The organism is Arcobacter venerupis (assembly GCF_013201665.1).
Lineage (GTDB): Bacteria > Campylobacterota > Campylobacteria > Campylobacterales > Arcobacteraceae > Aliarcobacter > Aliarcobacter venerupis.
Genome location: NZ_CP053840.1, coordinates 1,955,409 through 1,980,591, shown reverse-complemented (window position 1 = coordinate 1,980,591; position 25,183 = coordinate 1,955,409). Strand labels below are relative to the sequence as shown.

At 27.9% G+C, this 25,183-nt stretch carries 25 protein-coding genes; 17 read left to right on the top strand and 8 right to left on the bottom strand.

The window, feature by feature from the left end; all coding sequences use genetic code 11:
• Window position 1: 1 nt before the first annotated feature.
• The 4 genes from AVENP_RS09900 to AVENP_RS09885 are packed head-to-tail and all read right to left on the bottom strand — an operon-like array spanning window position 2 to window position 6,566.
• Window positions 2-2,140 (bottom strand): CHASE2 domain-containing protein, encoded by a 2,139-nt coding sequence (locus tag AVENP_RS09900; protein WP_128357930.1) that lies wholly within the window; start codon window positions 2,138-2,140, stop codon window positions 2-4.
• Window positions 2,140-4,476, bottom strand: a complete 2,337-nt coding sequence (locus tag AVENP_RS09895) for an HD domain-containing phosphohydrolase (RefSeq protein WP_128357931.1) — start codon at window positions 4,474-4,476, stop codon at window positions 2,140-2,142. The genes AVENP_RS09900 and AVENP_RS09895 overlap by 1 nt, the downstream gene beginning before the upstream one ends.
• A 33-nt stretch (window positions 4,477-4,509) precedes the next feature.
• Window positions 4,510-5,397, bottom strand: coding sequence for a cation diffusion facilitator family transporter (locus tag AVENP_RS09890; RefSeq protein WP_172664285.1), 888 nt, complete (start codon window positions 5,395-5,397; stop codon window positions 4,510-4,512).
• Complete coding sequence (locus AVENP_RS09885; RefSeq protein WP_128357933.1) at window positions 5,397-6,566, bottom strand: pyridoxal phosphate-dependent aminotransferase; 1,170 nt, start codon at window positions 6,564-6,566, stop codon at window positions 5,397-5,399. Before AVENP_RS09885 ends, AVENP_RS09890 begins: the two co-directional genes overlap by 1 nt.
• Before the next feature lie 83 nt (window positions 6,567-6,649).
• On the opposite strand from AVENP_RS09885, the gene AVENP_RS09880 reads away from it, so the two are divergent.
• Window positions 6,650-7,243, top strand: a complete 594-nt coding sequence (locus AVENP_RS09880) for a M48 family metallopeptidase (protein WP_128357934.1) — start codon at window positions 6,650-6,652, stop codon at window positions 7,241-7,243.
• Here AVENP_RS09880 and AVENP_RS16065 read toward each other — a convergent pair.
• Window positions 7,227-7,460, bottom strand: coding sequence for a hypothetical protein (locus tag AVENP_RS16065; protein WP_306461054.1), 234 nt, complete (start codon window positions 7,458-7,460; stop codon window positions 7,227-7,229). The two genes, AVENP_RS09880 and AVENP_RS16065, sit on opposite strands and share 17 nt — an antisense overlap.
• Before the next feature lie 153 nt (window positions 7,461-7,613).
• Here AVENP_RS16065 and AVENP_RS09870 point away from each other — a divergent pair, with 153 nt between their 5' ends.
• The 5 genes from AVENP_RS09870 (at window position 7,614) to AVENP_RS09850 (ending at window position 12,772) form a co-directional block, all read left to right on the top strand.
• Window positions 7,614-7,766 carry a hypothetical protein gene (locus tag AVENP_RS09870; RefSeq protein WP_172664169.1) on the top strand — a complete coding sequence of 51 codons (153 nt, stop codon included), beginning with the start codon at window positions 7,614-7,616 and terminating at the stop codon, window positions 7,764-7,766.
• Window positions 7,763-9,214, top strand: a complete 1,452-nt coding sequence (locus AVENP_RS09865) for an L-aspartate oxidase (protein ID WP_128357936.1) — start codon at window positions 7,763-7,765, stop codon at window positions 9,212-9,214. Before AVENP_RS09870 ends, AVENP_RS09865 begins: the two co-directional genes overlap by 4 nt.
• Window positions 9,214-10,596 (top strand): sodium:proton antiporter NhaD, encoded by a 1,383-nt coding sequence (gene nhaD, locus AVENP_RS09860; protein ID WP_128357937.1) that lies wholly within the window; start codon window positions 9,214-9,216, stop codon window positions 10,594-10,596. The genes AVENP_RS09865 and nhaD overlap by 1 nt, the downstream gene beginning before the upstream one ends.
• Before the next feature lie 161 nt (window positions 10,597-10,757).
• On the top strand, window positions 10,758-12,293 hold the full coding sequence (gene guaA, locus AVENP_RS09855; RefSeq protein WP_128357938.1) for a glutamine-hydrolyzing GMP synthase: 1,536 nt from the start codon (window positions 10,758-10,760) through the stop codon (window positions 12,291-12,293).
• Window positions 12,294-12,457: 164 nt separating this feature from the next.
• Window positions 12,458-12,772, top strand: coding sequence for an HNH endonuclease (locus tag AVENP_RS09850; RefSeq protein WP_128357939.1), 315 nt, complete (start codon window positions 12,458-12,460; stop codon window positions 12,770-12,772).
• Window positions 12,773-12,816: 44 nt separating this feature from the next.
• Here the strand turns inward: AVENP_RS09850 and AVENP_RS09845 are convergent, their stop codons facing one another.
• Window positions 12,817-14,526 (bottom strand): protein adenylyltransferase SelO family protein, encoded by a 1,710-nt coding sequence (locus AVENP_RS09845; RefSeq protein WP_228201840.1) that lies wholly within the window; start codon window positions 14,524-14,526, stop codon window positions 12,817-12,819.
• 185 nt (window positions 14,527-14,711) lie between these two features.
• Between AVENP_RS09845 and AVENP_RS09840 the strand changes: the two genes are divergently transcribed.
• The 4 genes from AVENP_RS09840 to AVENP_RS09825 all read left to right on the top strand — a co-directional run bounded on the left by AVENP_RS09840 (window position 14,712) and on the right by AVENP_RS09825 (window position 16,433).
• Window positions 14,712-15,245 (top strand): GNAT family N-acetyltransferase, encoded by a 534-nt coding sequence (locus AVENP_RS09840; RefSeq protein ID WP_128357940.1) that lies wholly within the window; start codon window positions 14,712-14,714, stop codon window positions 15,243-15,245.
• A gap of 64 nt (window positions 15,246-15,309) precedes the next feature.
• Entirely contained in the window at window positions 15,310-15,594 is a 285-nt protein-coding gene (locus AVENP_RS09835; RefSeq protein WP_128357941.1) for a putative quinol monooxygenase, read from the top strand.
• Window positions 15,595-15,614: 20 nt separating this feature from the next.
• Window positions 15,615-15,962, top strand: a complete 348-nt coding sequence (locus tag AVENP_RS09830; RefSeq protein ID WP_128357942.1) for an HTH domain-containing protein — start codon at window positions 15,615-15,617, stop codon at window positions 15,960-15,962.
• A 3-nt stretch (window positions 15,963-15,965) separates the two neighbouring features.
• Entirely contained in the window at window positions 15,966-16,433 is a 468-nt protein-coding gene (locus AVENP_RS09825) for an HAD family hydrolase (RefSeq protein ID WP_128357943.1), read from the top strand.
• A 58-nt stretch (window positions 16,434-16,491) separates the two neighbouring features.
• On the opposite strand, the gene AVENP_RS09820 is transcribed toward AVENP_RS09825, so the two are convergent.
• A complete protein-coding gene (locus AVENP_RS09820; protein WP_128357944.1) occupies window positions 16,492-17,988 on the bottom strand; it encodes a sensor histidine kinase in 1,497 nt (498 codons plus the stop codon).
• Window positions 17,989-18,810: a phosphate/phosphite/phosphonate ABC transporter substrate-binding protein gene (locus tag AVENP_RS09815; protein WP_128357945.1), complete on the bottom strand. Its 822-nt coding sequence runs from the start codon at window positions 18,808-18,810 to the stop codon at window positions 17,989-17,991.
• A gap of 226 nt (window positions 18,811-19,036) precedes the next feature.
• On the opposite strand from AVENP_RS09815, the gene AVENP_RS09810 reads away from it, so the two are divergent.
• The 7 genes from AVENP_RS09810 (at window position 19,037) to AVENP_RS09780 (ending at window position 25,018) form a co-directional block, all read left to right on the top strand.
• On the top strand, window positions 19,037-20,620 hold the full coding sequence (locus AVENP_RS09810) for an oleate hydratase (RefSeq protein WP_128357946.1): 1,584 nt from the start codon (window positions 19,037-19,039) through the stop codon (window positions 20,618-20,620).
• A 51-nt stretch (window positions 20,621-20,671) separates the two neighbouring features.
• Complete coding sequence (locus AVENP_RS09805) at window positions 20,672-21,034, top strand: RidA family protein (protein WP_128357947.1); 363 nt, start codon at window positions 20,672-20,674, stop codon at window positions 21,032-21,034.
• A gap of 1 nt (window position 21,035) precedes the next feature.
• Window positions 21,036-21,635, top strand: a complete 600-nt coding sequence (locus tag AVENP_RS09800) for a class I SAM-dependent methyltransferase (RefSeq protein WP_128358190.1) — start codon at window positions 21,036-21,038, stop codon at window positions 21,633-21,635.
• A 57-nt stretch (window positions 21,636-21,692) separates the two neighbouring features.
• On the top strand, window positions 21,693-22,106 hold the full coding sequence (locus tag AVENP_RS09795) for a GrpB family protein (RefSeq protein WP_228201841.1): 414 nt from the start codon (window positions 21,693-21,695) through the stop codon (window positions 22,104-22,106).
• 293 nt (window positions 22,107-22,399) lie between these two features.
• Window positions 22,400-22,969: a pseudouridine synthase gene (locus AVENP_RS09790; protein ID WP_128357948.1), complete on the top strand. Its 570-nt coding sequence runs from the start codon at window positions 22,400-22,402 to the stop codon at window positions 22,967-22,969.
• A 91-nt stretch (window positions 22,970-23,060) separates the two neighbouring features.
• Complete coding sequence (locus AVENP_RS09785; RefSeq protein WP_128357949.1) at window positions 23,061-23,834, top strand: 3'-5' exonuclease; 774 nt, start codon at window positions 23,061-23,063, stop codon at window positions 23,832-23,834.
• Between the two features lie 59 nt (window positions 23,835-23,893).
• Window positions 23,894-25,018, top strand: coding sequence for a hypothetical protein (locus AVENP_RS09780; protein WP_128357950.1), 1,125 nt, complete (start codon window positions 23,894-23,896; stop codon window positions 25,016-25,018).
• Window positions 25,019-25,183: the final 165 nt, after the last annotated feature.

Below are 25,183 nucleotides of genomic sequence, written 5' to 3'. Positions count from 1 at the left end.
ATCATTTAAAAGTATGTTTAAATAAAATATTAAAGTTATTATTTTTCATGAATTGTTCACATCTTAGTATGTAAATATCATAAATTTTTCTATTTTTATAATTATTTTTTAATTCTTTGAATATTTCTACGGCACCTTTTAATTGTTCTTTTTCATATAATTTAATTGCAGTTTCATATTTTTCTAATTCGCTTTTATCTTCATTATAATCTTTTTCTAAACTAATAACTTCCCAAAGTTTTATAGGTTCTTCTTTCCCTTTTACTTGTACAAAATCTAAGTATCTAAAAACATATTTTTCTTTTAGTTTATCTTTAGTATTTTGAGAAATAATCAATTTTGATTCATAAAATTTGCATAAAGATTCAAGTCTTGAACATAGATTAATTGTATCACCAATTACAGTATAATCGTTTCTTCCAATACTTCCTATTTCTCCAACTGTTGCAACTCCTGTTGTTATTCCAATTCCTATATCTATAGTTGGTTGATTGTTTTTAGTTATCTTTTCATTTAATATACTTAAATAAGCTAACTGTTCTAAACCACTAATTACAGCTTTATCTGGGTGATTTTCTATTTCAAAAGGAGCATTCCAATAAGCCATTATTGAATCACCAATATATTTATCTATTGTTCCATCATTTTTTATAATAATTTCACTCATTGGAGTCATATATTGATTTAAATATTCAATTAGTAGTTCAGGTTTACTGATTTTTTCTGAGATATTTGTAAATTTCCTGATGTCACTAAAAAATATAGTTATCTCTTTATTTTTAGCTTCTAAATGATTTGAATCAAGATTTTTGATTAGTTCTTCCATAACATTTTTAGAAACTTTTGAAGCAAATTTTTTCTTTATTTCCTCTTTTTTTCTTATTTCAAAAAAATATCCAATAACTAAACTTATTACACCAGACAAAATAATAGTAATAATAGGGAAAAGAGAGTTTATTACGATTCCCACATGAAATAATAAATAGTAATTAATATAAAATGCTGCAATTAATAAACCTGCAATAAAAAAAGGTGTTAATGCAATATGAACTTTTCTAATCATAAAAAAAGTAAGAAATGTTAATAAAAAAATCAATGTTACATTAAAACCATCAATCCAAGAAGATTTATATAAAAAATCTTGTGTAATTATGTTATCAATTACATTTGCATGGACTTCAACTCCTGGAAATATTGATTCAAAAGGTGTAGCTCTTAAATCCATAAGTGCAGCAGCAGAAGTACCAACAAGTGCAATTTTATTTTCAATATCTTCTTGTTTAAAGTTATTATTATAAATATCAACAGCAGATATATATTTAAAAGTCTTTTCTTTTCCTCTAAAATTTATTAACAATCTTCCATATCTATCTGTGGGAATTGTTAAGTTATTTAATTGAATATTATTAACTCCATTTTCATCATAATTAATAAATATTTTATTAACTCCAAGGGCAATTCTTAATGTTTCAAGTGCAAGAGAAGGAAAAATTTGGTCATTATATGAGATGATTAATGGAACACTTCTTATGATTCCTGATTCATCTGGAATATTATTAAAAAATCCACTAGAGTAAGAAATATTTTGAATCACAGGTATATTAAGTATCGTTCCTTTTGCTTCTAAAAGATAACTTTTCCCTATTTGTTTATTCTTTTCTATAAATGTTGTTTGAATAAATGGTGATTTCTTATTTATATAATCACTAGAAGTAAATTCAAATTGATAACCAAGTATTGTTGGAGTACTTGCAACTGTTTGAGCAAAGTTATAATCAAAATCTTCAACATTATCTCTTTTTATATTATATTTCTTAAATATATTATGGGGTGAACTTCTATCTTCTTCTGCAAATACAATATCTAGTCCAATTATTGCAACTTTTTTATCTGCTAAATTTTCTAGAATTTTTGAAAGAATATCTCTAGGCCATGGCCATTGACCTAATTGTTGCAATGATTTTTCATCAATATCAATAATTACAACACTATCGCTTTGAGGTTTAATCTCTCCTCTTAAAGTAAACATTGAATCTCTTAATCTATCATCCAAAGATTGGAGTAGACTTGGAGCATAAATATATAAAGTTATTGTAATTATTGATATGAAAAAAGCTAAAATTAGATTGATATTTTTCATTATTTATTTAAATCTAACTGTTCAGCTTTTAGTGCTTCTTTACCATATTGCTCTAAAATATTATGATTAAAGAAGAATTGAACTAAATCTTTATCTATTTCTCCTTTATTTGTCATGTTTTCAAAAATATTTTTTACTGTAGATAATTTCATAGCTACTTTATATGGTCTTTCTGATGTTGTTAGTGCTTCAAAAATATCTGAAAAAATCATAATTCTATCTTCTAAACTAATATCTTTTTCACTTAAACCTCTTGGATAACCTGTTCCATTTAATTTTTCATGGTGATTACACGCAATATTTAGAACATTTTTGAATTTCTTTGGAAAAGGTAATTCTGAAATCATATCAAGTGAAAGTTGAGCATGGTTTCTAATAATATCTATCTCTTCTTTTGTTAATGTGCCTTTTCTTATTGATAAATTATAATATTCATCTGGATTTATAAGAGGAAAATCAATATTGTCTTTTTTATAGGTTAATTTTGATATTTCATCTAATTTAGAAATATCTTCATCTTTCATAAATTCGCCACCTAAATTAACTCTTTTAATAAAAGAAGAATAATCCTCTAATAGTTTAATATCTTCTTCAAATTTCTCTATTGAAATCTGTTTTTTTAAATACTCAATCTCTTTATCTTTTTTAATAATTTCAAATCTTTGTTCGATTAAATCTATCCTATCATATATCTTTTCTAATTTTGTTGCTTTATCAAGTACATATTCAGGCATTGAAATTTTACCAATATCATGTATCCATGCAGCAAGTGCTATTTGTTTATAATCATTTTCTGTATAAGTTATATTTTTATAAATTGTTTTATCATCATTTATGGCTTTTGCTATAAGTAAAGCAATTTTTTCAACCTTTTCAATATGATCACTTGTATATGGAGATTTAGCATCAATTGCTTTTGCAATAGTTGAAACAAAAGCATTTATAAATTCTTCTAAACTTGAAATCAATTGCATATTTGTTAATGCCATTGCAGCTTGTGAAGCTAAAGATATGATAACTTTTTCATCTAATTTGTCAAAATTAATTATCTCTTTATCTCTTTTTTTATTGATTAATTGTAAAACACCTATTACATCATTTTCATGGTTTATTAATGGAATAACAAGCATTGATTTTGAACGATAATTAGTTGTTTTATCAAAATTCTTCGTCCCTTCAAACTTATATTCTGTTGTTTTGTATACATCATGAATATTTATAATTCTTTTTTCATTTGCACAAACAATAGCAACCATTTTATTATTTACAGTTCCATCCTCTAAATATATAGGTAGATTAGGCCAAGAAGAATCATTTTTTATATTAGCGATTTTAATATTGAGTGTTTCATTTTGAACAACTTTAAATTCAAGATTTTTTTCATCTTTTGATTTTATATATAAACTTCCAGCATCTGCATTTGTCAATTTTCTTGTTAATGTCAGTATATCTTCAAATAATTTCTCTTTATTATGTTGTGATGTAAGTGCTAAATTTATTTTCATTATCTCTTCAAATTTATGCTCACTTAATAAACTATTTTCAATATTTCCTGTATCAATATGAATTATGTCACCTTCATTTAAAACTTTTCCATTGTAGTCTAATAGCTTATTTTTTTTAATATCTTGCAATAACTCTTTTTTATAACTTGGTTTTAAATGATAAAAAAAGATTGAAAGATCTTTCCTTTTAAGATTTTCAAGATCTTTTTTTATTAAAGAGGGAGTTAAATGTTTTGTAATTTTTGCTAAATTTTCTAATTTATCAGGAAATGAACACTCAAGAATCAAAGATTTAATTGATTCATCATTATTAATTTCATCCCAAAGTATCGGATTTAAATATGTATCTCCACTTATGACAAAACTTTTATTTTGATCTTTTTTTATAATATATCCACATGAACCACTAATATGATTTGCTGCGATGGCTTTTATAGAATAGTTATGGATATGAATAATTTCATTTAATAAAATAGGTTTAAAAATAAGTGAAAATTTATCATTATGATTTAATTTTATTTTTGTAAAATCAGGCCAAATTTTATTATTGAATGAATGCTTTTGAAGAATTTCAATGGTTTCTTCTAATGCATAAATTGTAAGAGGTGTAGTTCTTTCTTCAAAAAAAGTTTCAATAATAAAAGGTAAATCAGCAATATGATCAGCATGGGAGTGAGTTAGGAAAATATGGTTAATCTCTTTTGCCTCATTTCCTAAGGCATTTAAAATATTTCCAGCATCAACAACTATATCTTTGAATACTTGAAAAGAGGTTGTATTTTGATTTTTCGCTTTACTTCCACTGGCACCCAAAATTTTTATGTAATTCAAGAAAAACCTTTTAATTTAATTGAAAAATTATATCTAATGAGTTATATCGTTTACTTTAAAATCATCATAAGGATCCATGTGAATATTTATAATCCAATCTCTTGAAGAATCTAATTTTTTTATCTTATTTTCAATATAATCACTTGCTTTATGTGCTTCCATTAAAGTAATAAGACAATTAAAAACTAAGTGTACTTCTACAAATGTTTGATTTGCAGCTTCTCTTGTTTTTAATAAGTGATAAGTATTTACTTTATCATTTTCTTTTATTATATCTTTGATTTTTAATACAAGTTCTTCATCAACTGCTCTATCTAATAAAACCAAAATACCATCATGTATAAGTTCATAAGCTGAATAAATAATATATAAAGCAATGCCTCCACCCACAAATATATCAATAATCTCATAACCTGTAAAAGTTACAAGTAATAAAGAGATTAAAACAGCTGCATTACTAAAAACATCTGTTTTATAGTGAAGAGCATCTGCTTTTATAACCATAGAATTTGTTTTTTTTGCAACATAATTTAAATAAGTTACTAAAGAAATAGTAATTATTAAAGATATAATCATTACATAAATAGATATTTCTAAATATTGAGAAGTTTCAGAATTCAAAGCTTTTTTAACTGCTTGATAAAGTAAAAATAAACCAGAAATAGTAATAATTGTACCTTCAATCACAGAAGCTAAGGCTTCAATTTTTCCTCTCCCATAATTAAAAATTTTATCAGCAGGTTTCTCAGAATTTGAAATAGCGAAATAATTAAAAATTGATACAAACATATCCAAAACAGAATCAATAGCAGAAGCTAAAACAGCAACAGAACCGCTGGCGATTCCAATTGCTAGTTTTATAAGAGTAAGTACCGCTGCAACACTAGATGAAACAACGGTAGCTTTTTTTTGTGGAGTCATTATTTGTTTTCTACAAACTCTTTGATTCTTTTGATTCCCTCTTGAATTGTTGCTAAATCTGTAGCAAATGAGAATCTAATATAACCTTCTGTTCCAAAAGCAAGGCCAGGAACTAAAGCTACACCTTTTTGTTCTAAAAGATCTGAACAAAATTTTACAGAATCATTAGATACTTCTTTTATATTTACAAAAACATAAAATGCACCATCTGGATCTGTAGTTGATAAACCTTTAATATCATTAAATGATTTAACTACAATATTTTTTCTTTTCTCAAATTCAACTCTCATCATTTCAATATCAGCATCTGCATCACCTTCAAGAGCAGGAATAGCTGCATATTGAGTAATTGAGTTGATATTTGAAGTAACTTGACCTTGCAGTTTAGTTAAAGTTTTTGCAAGTTTAACATCAGGAGTTGCAAGATATCCAAATCTCCAACCAGTCATTGCAACTGCTTTACTTAAACCGTTAATAGTTACAGTTCGATTGTACATATCTTCACTAACTTGAGCAGCAGCAGTGAATTTTTTGCCATTATAGATGATTTTTTCATACATTTCATCTGAAAGTACGATAATATCAGTACCTTTTAAAACTTCACCAAGTGATAGTAATTCTTCTTTAGAATACACTGATCCTGTTGGATTTGAAGGAGTATTCAAAAGCAAAATTTTTGTTTTTGGAGTAATTGCAGCTTTTAATTGCTCTGGTGTGATTTTAAAATCTGTTGAATCATCAGTGTCAATAAATACTGGAACACCATCTGAAAATTTTACTTGCTCAGGATATGTAACCCAATAAGGTGCTGGAATAATAACTTCATCACCATTTTCAATTAATACTTGAAAAAGATTAAATAAAGAGTGTTTTGCTCCATTACTTATTACAATACCATCTAATTTATAATCTAAACCATGATCTTTTTTTAGTTTATTTATAATTGCTTGCTTAGTAGCGATAATACCTTCTACAGCTGTATATTTCGTTCGACCTTCATTGATAGCATCTATAGCAGCTTGCTTAACAATTTGTGGTGTATCAAAGTCAGGTTCACCTGCACTAAAACTTAGTATATCTTTACCTTGAGCTTTAAGCTCTCGAGCTAAGGCAGTTATTGCCATAGTAACCGATGGAGACAGATTTTCCATTCTGTTTGCAATTTTCATTAGCATTTCCCTCAATAAAATTAACATTATATTTTTGATATAATAGTGGGGCGATTCTACCAAATAATAACTTAAGGAAATGTTTGAGTTTTCAAATTGAAATAAATCAAAGAATAGTCACTGTTAAACTAGAAAAAAGAAAGAATATAAAGCACGTATATCTAAGGGTTTTAAGCCCAAATATAATAGAAATTAAAACAAATATTTATTACACATTGTATGATGCAAAAATCTTAATTGAAAAAAAAATAGATTGGATTGAAAATTCGATTTTAAGGCTTGAAGAAAAAAATATAAGTGAAGATGAATTTTTATATTTAGGTATTAGAAAAAAATTAGAAGATTATAAAATTAAAAATTTGGATACTTTTTATAAAAAAGAGATTGTAAAATATTTACCAAATTTAGTAGACGAGTATTCAAAAAAGATGAATCTTTTCCCAACTTCAATTTCTTATAGAAAAAATAAAAGAACTTGGGGTTCTTGCAACTATAAAAATGGCTTGAATTTTAATATTTTATTAATGAAATTCCCTATTGAACTTATGGAATATGTAGTTATTCATGAATTGGCTCATATAGAGCATAAAAATCATTCAAAAAATTTTTGGAATTTAGTAGAAAAATATTGTCCAGATTATAAGCAAAGGGAAAAAATATTTAAGAGTTTCTTATAATTTCTCTTATATTTTCAAATTTTTTGAATATATATTCATCTTTTGCTTTATTATCAAAAATTCCATATGAACGCTCTTTATATAGGGGAATAGGCTCTTTCTCTTTCTCTTTTTTTTCAATAACATTTGTAATAAAAAATCCAATGTCTTCAACATTTGCAATCTTGAATTTTTTTAATAATGATTTTATATCTGCTTTGTTATACTCAAATTCCATTTTATAAACAGGATGGGTTAACACAAAAAAGAGTGTTTGGTTCTTTATATAAGCAAACTTTACTCCTTTTTTTAATTTTATAGGAAGAACTTCTATAAACTTTTTAATTAAAAAAGATGTGTTAATCTTACTGAATTCAGGATTATTTTTAAGATGACTAAGTATTTCATTAATTTTTTTCATGGGCTAATTATAGCAGGTTTTATATTATCATTCAGTGGTTGCGGTTACAAAGATGATCCAAAATATATTCAACAAGACTCTTCGTCTGTAAATCAAAATAGTAATGAAAATTCACAACAATGATTTATGATTACATAATAATAGGTACTGGAGTTGCAGGACTTAACGCAGCACGATTAATTCCAAAAGACAAAAAAGTTCTAATTTTATGCAAAATGTCAACTTGGAATTGCAATACTTTTTGGGCTCAAGGAGGAATTGCAAGTGCAGTTGATGAAGCAGATGTTCCAGCACACATACAAGATACATTAACAGCAGGTGTTAATTATAATGACAAAGACGCTGTTGAACTTTTAAGTAAAAAATCAATATCAACAATCAAAAACTTAATAGATGCTGGAATGAAATTTGACCTAAATGAAAATGGTGAATTATCATTTACAAAAGAAGCTGCACATAGTAGAAATAGAATTTTACATGCTGATGGTGATGCAACTGGTAGAATGATGCATATTTTTTTACTTGAGCATTGTGAACACGCTATTATAACTCAAGCAGTAGTTTGTGACTTATTAATAAAAGATGATATTTGTTATGGAGTTCAGTATTTTTCAGATGAAACAACTCAAAAAGTGGTTTATGCTCATAATACTATAATTGCAAGTGGTGGAGTAGGTTCAATTTATAGATACCATACAAACTCAACTGCAAATGCAGGTGAAATTCAAGGAATTATTGCAGAAAAACATCTTCCTTTAAAAGATATGGAGATGATGCAGTTTCATCCAACTGTTGTAAAAGGAACTACTTTCGCTAGAAAGCCTTTATTATCAGAAGCTTTAAGGGGTGAAGGTGCTCATATTGTAGATGAAAATGGATATAGATTTTTATTTGATTATCATGAAGATGGAGAATTAGCTCCACGTGATGTAGTTAGTCGTTCAATCTTTGATTATAATAAAAAAACAGGTTTAGGAGTATATTTATCTTTTGAAACTTTTGAAAAAAAAGCTTTCAAAAAAAGATTCCCAAATATTTACTCAAATTTAAAAGAATTAGGTTATGACTTACCTTTTGAAAGAGTTCCTATTAGTCCAGCATTTCACTATTCAATGGGTGGAATTGAGACAACTTTAGATGCAAAAGTTAAAGGAATGAAAAATCTTTACGCTATTGGTGAAGTTGCTTGTACTGGTGTTCATGGTGCAAATAGATTAGCTTCGAACTCTTTACTTGAAGGTTTGGTTTTTTCTCAAATTGCAGTTGAAGATTCTTTAAAAAACAACTTTAAAATTGAAAAAGAAAACTATGACAAACCAATTATCAACTACGTAAGAAATAAAGATATTGATAAAGATATTAAAGATAATTTAAGAGAGATGATGTGGACTAATGCTTCAATAGTAAGAGATCCAAAAACTCTTAAAGTTACACTAGATACGATAGAGGATTACTTAAAACTAAATGTAGGCAGATTACTTTTTTTAAGGCTACTTACGGCAAAATCCATTCTGAAATCTGCCTTAGAGCGTAAAAAGTCTCTTGGCGCACACTATATTAAGGAGAATTAATGTTTAAAGTTTTAATGACTTTACTCTTAGGAACTTTGTCTTTATTTGCAAGTTCAGAAAGTACAGGGGAACTTCCTAACTTAACTATGACATGGGTAGGGTTTGCAACTCTACTTATTTTTGTTATTGGTTATTATTTCGTTGCTGCAGAGGAAAAATATGCAATAGACAAGGCAAAACCAGCTTTATTTATTGGAACATTTATGTTTATGTTAGTTGCCATTTATTATTCATTAAATGGCTTAGATATGAATCTTGTTAACACTCAAGCTGAGCATTTGATTTTAGAAATTGCAGAAATATTCTTTTTCTTATTTGTCGCAATGACTTATATTGAGTCATTATTACATATGGGAGTTTTTGATAGTTTAAAATATAACTTAGTTTCTAAAGGTTATACATACAGAAAACTGTTTTGGGTAACAGGATTTATTGCATTCTTTATTTCTCCAATTGCAGATAACTTAACTACTGCGCTTATTTTATCAACAGTTTTAATTACAATTGAAAAAACAAGAAAAGATTTCTTAGTACCTGGCGCTATTAACATCGTTGTTGCTGCAAATGCTGGTGGTGCTTGGTCTCCATTTGGTGATATTACAACACTTATGGCATGGACAGCAGGGAAAGGTGTCTTTACAGACTTCTTGTATTTATTCCCAGCTTCAGTTTTAGGATATGTTGTTACGGCATTTTTATTATCAAGATTTGTTCCAAAAGTTGTTCCAGATTTTGATGTAGCAAATGAGAAAAAACCAAAAATGGCTGAAGGTGCAAAAGTTGTAATGGCTCTTGGAGTATTTACAATTTTTTCTGCGGTAATGTCTCATCAAGTATTACATTTACCTGCTATGTGGGGAATGATGTTTGGATTAGCATTACTTAAAGTGTATTCATACAGTTTAGGTAAAAAATATGGGAAAAACCACTTTAATATTTTTGAATCAATGTCAAAAATTGAAAATAATACATTAATGTTTTTCTTTGGTATCTTAGCAGCAGTTGGTGCATTATACTTTGTTGGATGGTTAGGATTAGCAGCTGTTGTTTATGACCCATCAGTTCTTGGACCTACTTGGTCAAATATTGGTGTTGGATTCTTATCTGCAATTGTTGATAATGTTCCTGTTATGAGTGCGATTCTAAAAGCAAATCCTGAAATGGGTGTTGACCAATGGATGCTTGTAACTATGACAGCTGGAATTGGAGGTTCATTAATCTCTTTTGGATCAGCAGCTGGTGTTGGAGTAATGGGTAAATTACATGGTATTTATACATTTGGTTCTCACATGAAATACGCATGGACGATTCTTTTAGGATATATAGTTTCTTGTAGTGTTTGGTATTTCCAATATCATATTTTAGAAATTAGTCACTATTAAAATTACTTTTAGTATATGAAAAAGGCTACTAGATTATCTGGTAGCCTTTTTTTATGTCTAATTTTTTGTTTAACCAATTTTTTACAACTTTTTAGATAAAATATTTAATTAAAATTTGTAATATTCAACACAATAGTGTGAAATATGAAGGAAAACAATATATGAAACATGTCCCAATCGTAGTATTAGATTTTGGTAGTCAATACACTCAAATCATTGCTAGAAAACTAAGAGAAGCTGGTGTTTACTCTGAAATAGTACCTTATAGTGAGAGTATTGAAGATATTATGGCTAGAACACCAAAAGGTATTATTCTTTCAGGTGGTCCTGCTTCTGTTTATGCAGTAGATGCTTATCATCCAGATACTACAATCTTTGAATTAGGTCTTCCAATTTTAGGTATTTGTTATGGAATGCAGTTAATTTCTCAACATTTTGGTGGAAGCGTAATTCCTGCTGCTCATCATGAATATGGAAAAGCTAAATTAAAATTTGAAATTGAAAATCCAATTTTCAAAGACACAACAGATGGTCAAATTGTTTGGATGTCTCACGGTGATAGAGTAGAAAATATTCCAGCTGGATTTGAAAGAATTGCGACAAGTGAAAACTCTCCATTTGCAGCTATTGCAGATATGGAAAGAAATATTTATGCATTCCAATTTCATCCAGAAGTTTACCACTCAGATGAAGGAAGCAAACTATTAAAAAACTTTGCAAAACATATTTGTGAATGTGAATCAACTTGGAATATGGGTTCTTTTGCAAAAGAGCAAATAAAAAGTATTCAAGAAAGAGTTGGAAATAAAAAAGTTCTTTGTGGAGTTTCAGGTGGAGTTGATAGTTCAGTTGTAGCAACTCTTTTAGCTGAAGCAATTGGAGAACAAGTTATTCCTGTATTTGTTGATAATGGATTATTAAGAGCAAATGAGAGAGAACAAGTTGAAGCTATGTTCAAAGCAAGGGGCGTAAAACTTATCACTGTAGATGCAAGTGAACAATTCTTAACAAAACTAGCAGGTGTTACAGACCCTGAAACAAAAAGAAAAATCATTGGTGAAACATTTATCGAAGTATTTGATAAAGAAGCAAAAAAACACGATGGTATTGAGTTTTTAGCACAAGGTACACTTTATACAGACGTTATTGAATCAGTTTCTGTAAAAGGTCCTTCAAAAACAATTAAATCTCACCACAATGTTGGAGGACTTCCTGATTGGATGAAATTTGAGTTAGTTGAGCCTTTAAGAGAAATCTTCAAAGATGAAGTTAGAGCTTTAGGATTAGAATTAGGACTTCCAGCTTCTATGATAGGAAGACATCCATTCCCAGGACCTGGACTTGCTATTAGAATCATGGGAGATGTAAATAAACCTGATTTAGAGTTATTAAGAAAAGCAGATACAGTTATGTTAGATGTATTACACGCAACTGGTTATTATGACAAAACATGGCAAGCATTTACAGTATTATTAAATGTAAAATCTGTTGGAGTTATGGGTGATAACAGAACTTATGACAATACAGTTTGTGTAAGAATCGTTGAAGCAACAGATGGAATGACAGCAACTTTTGCACATATTCCACATGAAATATTAGAAACTATCTCAAGAAGAATCATCAACGAAGTTGATGGAATCAATAGAGTAGTTTATGATATATCATCAAAACCACCAGCAACTATCGAGTGGGAATAAAATAAAGCAGTATCTTTTAACTTGATACTGCGTCAAATAAGAAAATCAACTCAATCACATACTTGTTGTATGCTCAATCGTTGATTTTCTTCTTTTCCTTGTCTGAAGCTAAAATCTACAGCTTTATTTAAAATCATTAAACTTTTTTATTATATGGAAACTCAATGGCAAATAATTGGAATATACCTTCTTCTTTAGAACAAGAAATTAGACAAAGAGATAAAGTTTGTGTTTATTGTGGTGTGGAATTTACTTCAACAAAAGTTTCTAAAAAAACTGCTGCAAGTTGGGAACATATTATTAATGATGCCAAAATCATTACTAGAGAAAATATTGCTTTATGTTGCTGTGGTTGTAATGCAAGTAAAGGACAAAAGCAACTTTCAATTTGGCTTCAATCAAAATATTGTAAAGATAAAAATATAACTTCTGAAAATGTAGCACAAGTTATTAAAGATGCTATAAAAAATGGGCAATGAAAATTAAAATTCTCATTGCTGTTTAAATAATAAATTTATATTTTTTATGACGAACAGCTAACATGCGATATACCAGCTATTCCAAAAAAATCTGAGGGTTTTTTTATATAATATTTTTCTTCTATTTCTTTTGTTTGTTCTTCGTATGGATTTGTCATTATTTCTTGTAACTCATGTACTGGTTTATAGTTTCCATTTTCAGCTTCTTGATAAGCCCAAACAAGATGCCATTCTCTTAAAGTATATTTTGGATTAGTTAGTTTCATTTGATTTGAAAGTTTGTCTTTAGAATTTTCATCATTTACATTTATAAAAGATTTCCAACTTTCAAGCCAACTGTTCCATCTTAATTTGATATTTTCATTTTGTATTTTTCCATAAAAACTTTTTTCAAGGCTACTTATATCATCAGGAATATTTGATAATTCTCTAAAAAATATAGTATAGTCAACTTTTGTATCTATCATAAGATTGATAAGTTCTTCAAACAACTCAACATCAAATTTATCAATTCCTAGTTTTCTAGCCCACATATCTTCCATTTTTTCTTGCATGATTTTTGAAAAGTTATTTTCAATTTTTTCTAATTCTTCTAATTCTTCTAAAGCTTCTTTATTTGAACTAAGTAGTGGTTTTAATGCACTACAAAATGATTTAAAATTTTTAAAAGCTGCAACTGGCTGATTAAAAAATGAAAAGTGCATTCCTCCACCAGTCCATGATTGATATTTTGGGTCAAACATCTCGATAAAGCCAAATGGACCATAATCAAGTGTAAAACCTCCAGCTACACAGTTGTCACTGTTAAAATTGCCTTGACAATATCCAACTCTTATCCAATTAGCTACTAAAGATGTAAGACGATTTTGAAACTCATTTGCTAGTAATATTATCTTTTCTTCTAAAGTTAAATCTTGATTTATTACCTCACTATATTCTCTATCAATTAAATGTAAAACAATCATCTCTAACTCTTTTAAAGCATTTTCATGTTCATTTTTTCTAGCTCGTCTGCCAAAAAGTTCAAGTTGTCCAACTCTTAAAAACGAAGATGCAACCCTTGTAGTGATTGCAACATCTTCTTCAATCATAACTTCGGGGTCTTTTGAGTAAGAATTATCTCTAAACCAAGGTCTAGTTACTTGCTCTTTTGTAGAGGTAAATAGAGTTAAAGACCTTGATGTTGGAATCCCTAAAGAGTGCATATGTTCTTGAGCTAAAAACTCTCTTACACTTGACCGCAAAACTGCTCTTCCATCCGCACCTCTACAATATGGAGTTTTTCCAGCACCTTTTAGTTGAAATTCCCGTCTTTTGCCGTTTATTAGAGCTTCAAGAATTGAGATTGCTCTACCATCTCCATAACCATTTCCAGTTTGAAAAGGGCATTGAGCATAATATTCTGTGCCATAAATAGATAGTGCATATCCAGTCGCCCAACCTGCATTTTGTGTTAGATTAGAAATATTAGACATATCACCTGAAAACATTTTGATAAAATCATCTGATTTTATTAAGTTCTCAGAAAAGCCTAATTCTTTAAAAAAATTAACACTGTGAGAAATATATATTGGCTCTTTAATCGCAGTTGGACTTACTGGTACATAGTGACCACTAAAAACCTCTCTTGATAATTTATTGTCTCCATTAAATTTTGCGTCAGGGTCACTGTTGAGTTTTTCTATAAATGAGTAATCACTTGAATTTACAAGTTCTTGAAATGTTTCTATATTTTTGTTAGTATTTTTTTTCATAATTATATTTTCCATAAATTTTTATTTATTAAGATTCTAACATAACTATTAATATAGAAACTAAAGCTACTATTAACTAGAATACAAAAATATCAAAAAACTATAATTATGCCAATAACAATACTCATATTGAGCCTTTTGAATTAGATATTTTAGATATGACAAATTAAAATAGAGTAAAAAAAATGAATGAAAATATTGAAAAAAAATCTGTAATTCTTCGAAAAACTGAATTACATGAATTAGATAAGTTTAAATCCGATTTACAGGAATCTTTCAGAGTATCTGCAGAAAAAGAATTTGGACATAGTTTAGAAGAACCTATTCCCTCTGATCAAGATATTGATGAATCAATTAAGACTGATAATTCTATTGTTTACAGTATATTTTTTGAAAATGAATTAGTTGGAGGAGCTATTGTTTATATTAATGAGATTACTCAACATAATTCTCTTGCTTTTTTCTTCATTATGACAAATAATCATAGTCGTGGAATTGGACACCTTGCTTGGGAAGCAATTGAAAAAGAACATCCAAAAACAAAAATTTGGGAAACGGTTACTCCGTATTTTGAAAAAAGAAACATCCATTTTTATGTGAATAAATGTGGTTTTAAAATTGTAGAATTTTACAATAAGTATAGACCAGATCCTAATCATACATCTCAAGAATCTTTGGAAGAAGATGAAATGTTCAGATTTGAAAAGATTATGAAATAGCTTTCTGGTTAATTTTCACTAACTATTAACTAAAATACAAAAAATACCAATAAAAGCGATAATTATGGCAATAACAAGACAAATAATATTTTTGGCAAAAAGAGATTGTATAAAAGAACTAAAAGCATTACTTAAATCAACTATTGAAGATACTAAAAAAGAAGAAGGATGTTTGATGTATGAAGTTTTTCAAACAAAAAGTAATCCAGTAGAATTTATCGTGATTGATTCTTGGGAAAGTGAAGAAGCTTTAAACAAACACTATGAAACTCCACACTACTCACATTTTATAAATAATTTCAAACAATATAATGCTCATATTGAGCCTTTTGAATTAGAACTTTTATAAAATCAAAAGACAAAATAATAATGAAAATCTCTTATCATCGCAGACGTAAAATCAAAACAAGAAGAATAGCTTTGTGGGATTTGATTTTGCGAGGTATAAATGAGCCAAAAGACTTAGCAAAAGAACTGAAAGTTACAATTCAAACAATCAAAAGAGATTTGGAAGCACTTAAAACCATGAGTGAAGAAGATTTTACTTTTGAAACTAGACAAACTTCTGCTGAGATACTTGATAAAAAAGATACTATATTAAAAATGTTAGATGATGAAAATTACTACACAGAAAATGGCGATTTAAATATTGTAAAGATTACAAAAGATTTAAATACAAGTCGAGCAACAGTTATGTCTGTTTTAAATGGAGAATAAAAAATGATAGTTGAAATACCAGGAAGAGAATCTTTTGAGATAAAAAATGTTGTTTTTGATTACAATGGCACAGTCGCTATTGATGGGAAATTAATAGAGGGAATTTCTGAGAGTATAAATGAACTCTCAAATAGTTTTAATTTCTATGTAATCACAGCAGATACTTATGGCACTGTAAAAAAAGAGTTACAAAATACAAAGTGTGAGGTAATTGTAATTCCTAATTCACAACAAGATATTAGTAAGTTAGATTTTGTAAAAGAATTAGGTTTGCAATATACTTTAAGTGTGGGAAATGGTCGAAATGATAAATTGATGCTAAAAGAGACAGTTTTAGGCATAGCAATTTTACAAGATGAGGGGCTTTGTACGCAAACATTATTAAACTCAGATATTTTAGTAAAATCTATTTTTGATGTTTTTGCTTTTTTAAAAGATTCAAATAGATTAATAGCAACTCTTCGGAATTAGATTTTTAAATTGTAAGTAGATAACGAATACTTAAATATAGTTCTTATAATAAAAGAGATTATAGTGGTAAAATTATGAAAAATTTTGCACCTTTATAAGTTTTATTATTAAATTCTATATTCTCATTTTTTACAATTATCTGACCTGAAAAATGTTCATGAATAATTTTTGCACTCATATACAATCCAATTCCTGTACCTTGATTATTATATTTAGTAGTGAAATATGGGTCAAATATTTTATGAATAATATCATCTTTTACTCCACCTGCATTATCTTGAATGGTGATAGTTATTTTGCTATCTTCTTTTAAAAATTTTACTTCTATTACTTTTTCTTCTACATTATTTTCATTTAGTATATCTTTTGAATTATTAAGTATATTTATAAAAACTTGAGTTAATTCATTTATCACACCATCTACTAATAATTCGTTTTCACTGTGTTCAATATTTAGAGTAATAAAATTATTTTCTAAAGAAGCAGATACTATATCAAGGGCTTTATTTAAAGAAGTTTCAATATTAAAATACTCTTTTTTACTACTATAATCTTTAACATAATCTCTAAAATCATCAATTGTATTACTTAAATAATTTGCATATTTCATTACACTATCTGAGGTATCTTCTATCTCTTTATCTTCTATTAGATTTAACTCTTTTCTTAGTTTTAATCCACTCATATGAACAGTAATTGCATTTAAAGGTTGTCTCCATTGATGGGCAATATTATTAAGCATTTCTCCAATAATTACCATTCTTGATTGATGTTTAAGAAGAATATCTTGTTCTTGATTTTTTTCTACTTGAGATTTTAGTTTTTTAAATAACTCTTTTTCTTTTTTATTTAAATGCTTTAAATCTATTATATTTTTTTCTATATTTCTAGCCATTAGATTAAAAGATTCTTGAAGTTCAATTGTCTCTTTACTGTTGCCTAGATTTATCCTTTGAGAATAATCTCCTCGGGCAATTGCATTTGCACTATGAGTTAATTTTACTAGATTTTTTATAATCCATTTACTCACAGTAATAAGAAAGATTGCCGATAATATTAATTCTATTATTGCAATAATAATACTTCTTGTAATCATCTCTTTTTTTGCTTGAATATAAAATTTTGTAGAAAGACCTAAATATATCTTTCCCAATGATTCTGAGAATAAAGTTATAGGAATATTTGTATCAAATCTTTCATCTTCAAGTGATTCTTTACTAAAAGGGTCTGCTTCTTTTGTTGGTAATTTTGAACAATCTTTTAATCCAACAGTTGAAATACAATTATTTTGATTATCAACAACTGCTAGATAATCTATTGTCTGAATTCTTTTAGTTTCATTTAAAATTGCATCAATAGTTGCATAATCCATTTGAACAAGAGGTGCAACTAAGGCACTTTTTAATAATATCTTTTGTTCATCTAATCTTACATTAGTTTGTGCAGATAGGTTTGTTTCAAGTTGATTTACATTTTTTATTACCATTAATGTAAGCATTAAACTTTCAATTAATAAACTTGCAATTACCCATTTCCAAGATAAAGATAGTTTCATTTAATTATTTAACCTTTCCAGAGTTTTATCTGCTATTGAACCAAGACTATCTATGTCTTTTTGTTCAACTTTTTTAAAGCCTTCAAGTTTTGTAATTTCCAAATGTTTTTTACCCTCTGGAGATTTTGAAAAAGCATCAAGTGCCGTTTCCCACTCTTCTAAAGTAATACCATCTGCACTTTTTGCTAGATAAATTCTACTTGGTTTTGGTTCACTTTGATATATTATATGTACTAGGTATTTAATCTCTTCTGTCATAAGCTTTATATAATTTGGTAGAGACATAATTATCATATCGGCATTATTATTTAGAAGTATAGATATTGAACTATCTGTTGCACTTGTGTATGTATATTTAATTTCTTTTCCTTCTTCAAAGCCATTTTTTTCCAACCAATCTTGTGCATCTAAGGTAGGAAATGAAACAGGGTCTAATCCAATAACATGAAGCGGTAGATTTTTACTTTCTAAAATATTTTTGTCAGTTGCTAAAAGAATAGTTGATAGACCTTTGGTATAAGTCATTATAGGTTTATATCCACCTAGTTTTTGGGCAAGAACTGCTAGATTTGGTGATGTTAAAATCAAATCATAATAAGTTCCCTCATTTGAGCGTTTAGTAAATTCACTAAAGTTTTTTGCTGTTAAAATCTGAACAGGTCTTTTAAAATAATTTTCTAAAAAAAGCCTCAAATCTTGATGAGATTCTAAAATTACTCTAGTTGATGAATGTGGTGCAATCCCAATTTTGATTGGAGTTTCTTGCGCAAAACAAAGATTTGATATATAAAAAATTGAGAGAAGAAGTAGTTTTAGTTTCATATTATTTTCACTTATAAAAATGTGACATAATTATAACAGATAATGATAATATTATTTATTAAGTGCTTCATAATATTATTATTTATTGAATTGATTTATATCTGCTAAGTTAATATAATAATAATTTTATAGAATTATCTAATTCTCCAATAATATACACCAATAAATCAATTATTAAGTTACTATGTTTAAGCATACAAGTAGAAATAATTCAAAGGATAATTAGATGAAAACGAAAAACCTGAAAAATTCAAAAGTGTATATCATTGGTAGTGGAATTGCAGGACTTGCTAGTGCTGTGTATTTGATAAAAGATGCCAATATTTGTAGTGAAAATATCCATATTTTAGAAAAAGATTTAATTGCAGGTGGAGCTACTGATGGAGCTGGTAATGCAGAACAAGGATATGTTGTTCGTGGTGGACGAATGCACGAAATGCACTATGAGTGTTATTGGGAGCTGCTTTCACACATTCCTTCACTAGAAAATCCAAATATATCAGTTAGAGATGAATCTTATGAATTTAATGAAAGATTTGTTTCAAATGCACAAGCTCGTCTTTTAAAGGATGGGAAAAAACTAGATGTAACTTCATATGGATTGTCTTTTGAACAACAAATGGATTTTATAAAATTAACATATGTCTCAGAAAAATCATTAGGTAATAAAAAAATAGAAGATTGGTTTGATGAATCTTTTTTTGATAGCAAATTTTGGTATATTTGGTGCACTATGTTTGCTTTTCAAAAATGGAGCAGTTTAGTTGTTATGAGAAGATATATGAAACGTTTTATGCATCTTGTGGATGGTTTGCCAAAATTAGGTGGTGTAATGAGAACAAAATATAACCAATATGACTCAGTTGTAAGACCTATTCAAAAATACCTTGAAGAAAGAGGGGTGAATTTTGATATGGCTACTGAAGTAATTGATATTGATTTTGATTTATCTGATGATAAAAAAACTGCTACAGTTCTTCATATAAAAAATAAAAGTGAAATAATAATCAAAGAAAATGATTTTGTATTTTTTACAAATGGTTCAATTACAGAAAGTACAAATAATGGTACTTGGGATACTTCAGCTAAATTAAAAGGACTTGAAGAATCTGGTTCTTGGAAATTATGGAAAAAAATAGCAAAAAAAGATGCTTCTTTTGGTAATCCAAATCCATTTTGTGACAATATAGATTTACAGAAATGGTACTCATTTACAGCAACCATGAAAGACAGCACATTTTTGGACTACATGGAAAACTTCTCAGGAAACGTAGATGGAACAGGTGGACTTGTTACATTAACTGATTCAAATTGGCTTATGTCAATAGTAATTGCAAGGCAACCGCACTTCCCAAACCAAGCTAAAGATGTGAAGATTTTTTGGGGTTATGGACTTTTCCCTGATAGAATTGGAAATTATATAAATAAAACAATGGCGGAGTGTTCAGGGGCTGAACTCTTAGAAGAGCTTTATTATCATTTAAAAATTCAAGAGTTAATGCAGCCTGTTACGAAAGCTGGAAAAGTGAATTGTATTCCTGTTTCAATGCCATTTATTGATAGTCTTTTTATGCCATATAATATTGGAGATAGACCAGATGTTATACCAACAGGTTCAACAAATTTTGCTTTTTTAGGTCAATTTGCGCAAGCACCAAAAGATTGCGTATTTACGGTTGAATATTCAGTACGAACAGCTCAAATGGCAGTTTATGGTTTATTTGATACAAATAAAGAAGTGCATCCAATGTATGAAGCAACACACAATCCAAAATATTTACTTGCAGCACTTAAAGCAATTAATAGATAAAATCTAATATTAATAAATTATATAAATTTTATCTATCAAGGAAAATAACAAATGAAAATACACAGAATCAACCCCTGCAAAAGATGGTCAGATGTGACTGTTTTTAATGGAATTGCAACTTTTACAGAAGTAGCAGACACAGATACAAATGTAGATATTAAAGGACAAGTTCAACAAATATTTGACCAAGCTGAAGCTAGTTTAGCTTTGATTGATAGTGATAAATCACGAATTTTAGCGGTTACTATTTATATAACAGATTTTGCAAATTTTGATGGTTTAAATGAAATTTGGGATTTATGGTTTCCTGAAAATTGTGCGCCAAGTAGAGCTTGTGTAAAAGCTGAATTAGTTGACCCAACTTTGTTAGTTGAAATGACATTCACAGCAGCTGCTGGTGAGAAGTTTCAATAATATGGAGCCTTTGGATATTGGTAATTCTTACAATCAAATTACACATATATGGGAAAATGAAAAATTTGATAAAATAAATGGAATTATTCAGCATAAAAAAGCAATAGATTTTGCAAAAAATCGAGGTAAAGCACTAGATATCGGTTGTGGTTGTACTGGAAGATTTATAGATTTACTAATAGATGAAGGCTTCACTCCTAGTGGAATAGATATTTCTAGTAAGATGGTAGAATTAGCAAAAGAACGTCATCCTTCTATTGCTTTTTATTATGGAGATATTTGCGAATATGAATTGTCTGATAAGTATGATTTTATTACAGCGTGGGATAGTATTTGGCATATTCCTTTATCAAAACAAAAAAAAGTAATCGCAAAAATAGTTGATAGCTTAAATGTTGGCGGTATTTTTATATTCTCTTTTGGTGGTACAATTGATTCTGGTGAACATGTAAATGATTATATGGGGCCAGAAGTTTATTATTCTTCTCTTGGAATAAATGGTTTTCTAAAATGTTTTTTAGATTTAAGTTGTATCATAAGACATTTAGAATTTGATCAATATCCAGAATTACATACATACTTAATTGTGGAAAAAGCTTGATATTAGTTTTTTTATAAGATTTAGTGAAAATACAATTTTTGGAGTGATAAATAATATATGAAAATCTTAAAATATAAAAAAATAAAAGCTGATTTTAATCCTTGGTCGGTTAAATATTTTGAAGTAGCTCAAAGTGTTATTGACTTTATTTGTATAGAACAATTTGAAGTTATTCATATAGGTTCTACCTCATTTAAAGTTGGTGGTAAAGGAATAATAGATTTATCTATTTTATATGAAAATGATGATTTAGAAAAAGCAGTTAATCATTTGTTACAACTTGGCTTTCAAAATCAAATCAGTGAAAAACCTTTTCCTGCTGAGCGACCACGAAAAGATGGTATGATTATTGTAAATGATAAAGAATACTTTTTACATGTTCATGTTATTCAAAAAGGAAGTGATGAACATAAAAAACAGATTGAATACAAAAATTATATGTTAAACAATCCTCTTGCTAGAGAAGAGTAAGAGTTTTCTAAAAAACAGATTTTAGCCAGTGGTTTTACTGATCAAGAATCTTATGGTAAACAAAAATCACCTTATGTAAAATCTATTTTAAATAGGATAGATAAATAGCATAATAAAATAGCTTTCACTTGAATTCCTCAATTTTTATCATATAATGTGAACGGTTTATCTAAACTATTTACAATAATTATCATCTTTCTTTTAACTACAACTTAAGAAATTGCGGGGATACTTTACAAGTATCCTGTCCCTGAAACTACGGGCTTATCAAACATACTTAAGGAATGTAGCCCATGAATATAATAACAAACGATTCTCAAATACTCTTAGCACTCAATAAACCTAAAGGTTATTTAGTCACAAGATCTGATGACCTTGGGCGAAAAACTGTTTACAATCTTTTACCTGATTGGCTTTTTCAAGATGGCTGGATGCCTATTGGACGCCTTGATTTAGAATCTAAAGGGCTTTTGTTATTCACAAGAGATGGAAAAATAAATGATGCTTTAACAAAACCGGGAAATTGCATTAAAATATATGAAGTTTGGGTTAGAGGTTATGTAACAGATGAACATATTTTGGAAGCTAAAAATGGTGTTGAAAGTATTCATGGAATACTGAAAGCAAAAGTAGAAAAAATAGGAAATGGCGGAGCAAAAACAAAACTTAGAGTTGAACTAGAAGAGGGCAAAAATCGCCATATTCGCAGACTTTTTGGAGCATTAAAAGACCCCAAATTTGGAACACCATTAAAAGTTTTGGATTTGAATCGAGTTAGTATTGGCAGTTTTAAGCCTAATATTGAAATAGGCAAATGGCGTTATCTTTCAATTGATGAAGAGAAAATGCTAATTAAAAATTAGAAGCAATACAAGTCGTCTAAGCTCTTTATGTTACAATACTTTTTTAAAAATGGTTGTAATTAAATAGGAGTTTAAAATTAAAATAATAAATGTGATTTCTAATCAAGATAGATTAAATCTAATTCGAACTTTTTGTGATGATGATTTAGAAAATGAAGTTGAAAATGTTTTGAAAAATATTTTAGAAAATGGCTCTTATGAATTAAAATCAATGATAAAACTTTTTGATTTAATGGATAATTCACTTGATAGTGATTTACAAGCTCCTTATACAATTGGAAATAGAACAATCGAAGTTATTAACACTTGCGAACAACTGCAAGAGGCAATGAACACAATCGAGTTAGCTCCTTTTATTGGCTTTGATAGTGAACAAAAACCAACATTTAAAAAAGGTCAAGCAGATAATGGTGTTTGCCTTATTCAATTAGCTACAAAAGATAAATGTTATCTTATTCAAACTAAACAAATTAAAAATCTAAAACCACTTATAAACTTTTTGGAAGATGACAAAATAATAAAAATAGGCACTGGATTAAAAGGCGATAATGTAGCACTTTTTAGACAATTTAACCTAAGACTAAAATCAACAATCGACCTTGAAGATATATTCAAAAAACTCTCATCAAAAAACCAAATAGGAGCTAGAAAAGCAGCTTCAATAATTTTAAATGAAAAATTACAAAAATCAAAAAATATGTCAAGATCAAATTGGGAAAATGAAGAGCTAACTTCTGGACAAATCAAATACGCTTCAGAGGATGCAACTGTCGTATATGATGTAATGAATAAAATCCTAGAACAATACCCTTTTGCTATGAAAATGATGCCGATGTTTTTTCAAGCACAATATTCTCAAGAATAAAAAATATTAAATTTAGTATCAATAATAGTTAGACTATATAGAGGACATTACCACATAAAATGAATTTAAGTGAAGAAAAAATAAATGAAGTTTTTAATCTTGCCATCTATTTACAATTAATGGGTGTATTAGTTCCAAATTCTGATATTGAAAAAATAAAAGATGTTGTATTTTCAACTCATGAATTTTTAAAGGTATCATCTAAAGAAGAAATTGCATTAAAATTACCACAAATGGAAATGATTTTGCATCAAATGACAGAAAATTTTATAAAAAGATTTCCTCTAAAAAAAACAATTGATGAAATTGCATTTAATTGGAATAAATTATTTAAAGAGGGTAATGACCCATTTACTTATGGAATTACATTTGGTTGGCTTGAAAAACAAATGGATTGTTCAAAACTTTATAACTATAATTATGTTCCTTATCATTTTAATATTGGATTATATTGCCATTCAGGATTTGGATCAGTTGAAGAAACTTTTTTGCTTCAAGATGCATTCAGTACTCTTATAAAAACAAATTATAATTATAATATTCTTGAACGATATAAAAATATTTTAAATGATAAAAATAAAGAAATTGATAAAGTAATATATACAAAAATTTCTGATTTGAAATTTGAAATATGCTCATGTAGTCGATTGACAATTATTTCTTTTTATTCTTTTATAGAATGTTTTGTTAATAGTATTGGTTTTAGTTATTTAGAAAGAAATATAGAAGTATTAGAAGATATAGAAGTTGATATTTTAAAAGGATTAAAGAAAAATAGTTATTTATCTTTAAAATCTAAAATAGAAAAATATCAAAAAGTTATAAGAAAAGATAAAACAATTAAAATTATAACATCTGATAAACATCAAATTAAAGAGCCATTTCTCTCTTTTTTCAATAAATATGAAGAAATTAGAAATGCATCAGTACATTATTCTCCTTCAAAAGAAGCTATATGGATGAAGCCTAAAGACTGGGTAAAAAATGCAAATGAATTTGCAAAGTTATCAATTCAAGTAGGATTAGAATTTTGGAAAATATGTTATGAAGAACTAGATAGTCCAGATTATCTTGGAAGATTCGAGTTTGATAGATTATATAAAGTATCTGAAGATAGATTAAATTCTGTAAATCAAATTGAAATAGAAATATCTGAAGCTATGAATAACAAGTTAGAAAAGTAAATGTTAATAAAGGACAGGTAATAAAAGCGACAGAATAAAGGGGACAGGCACCTTTATTATCGAAAGAAAAAGCTGTGCTTTAAAATAAGTGAATTTAACATCCCCAGAATTTTCAATCAACCTTTTACCTTTTTGTACTCTAAAGAGTCTTGTATTGCCATCCTG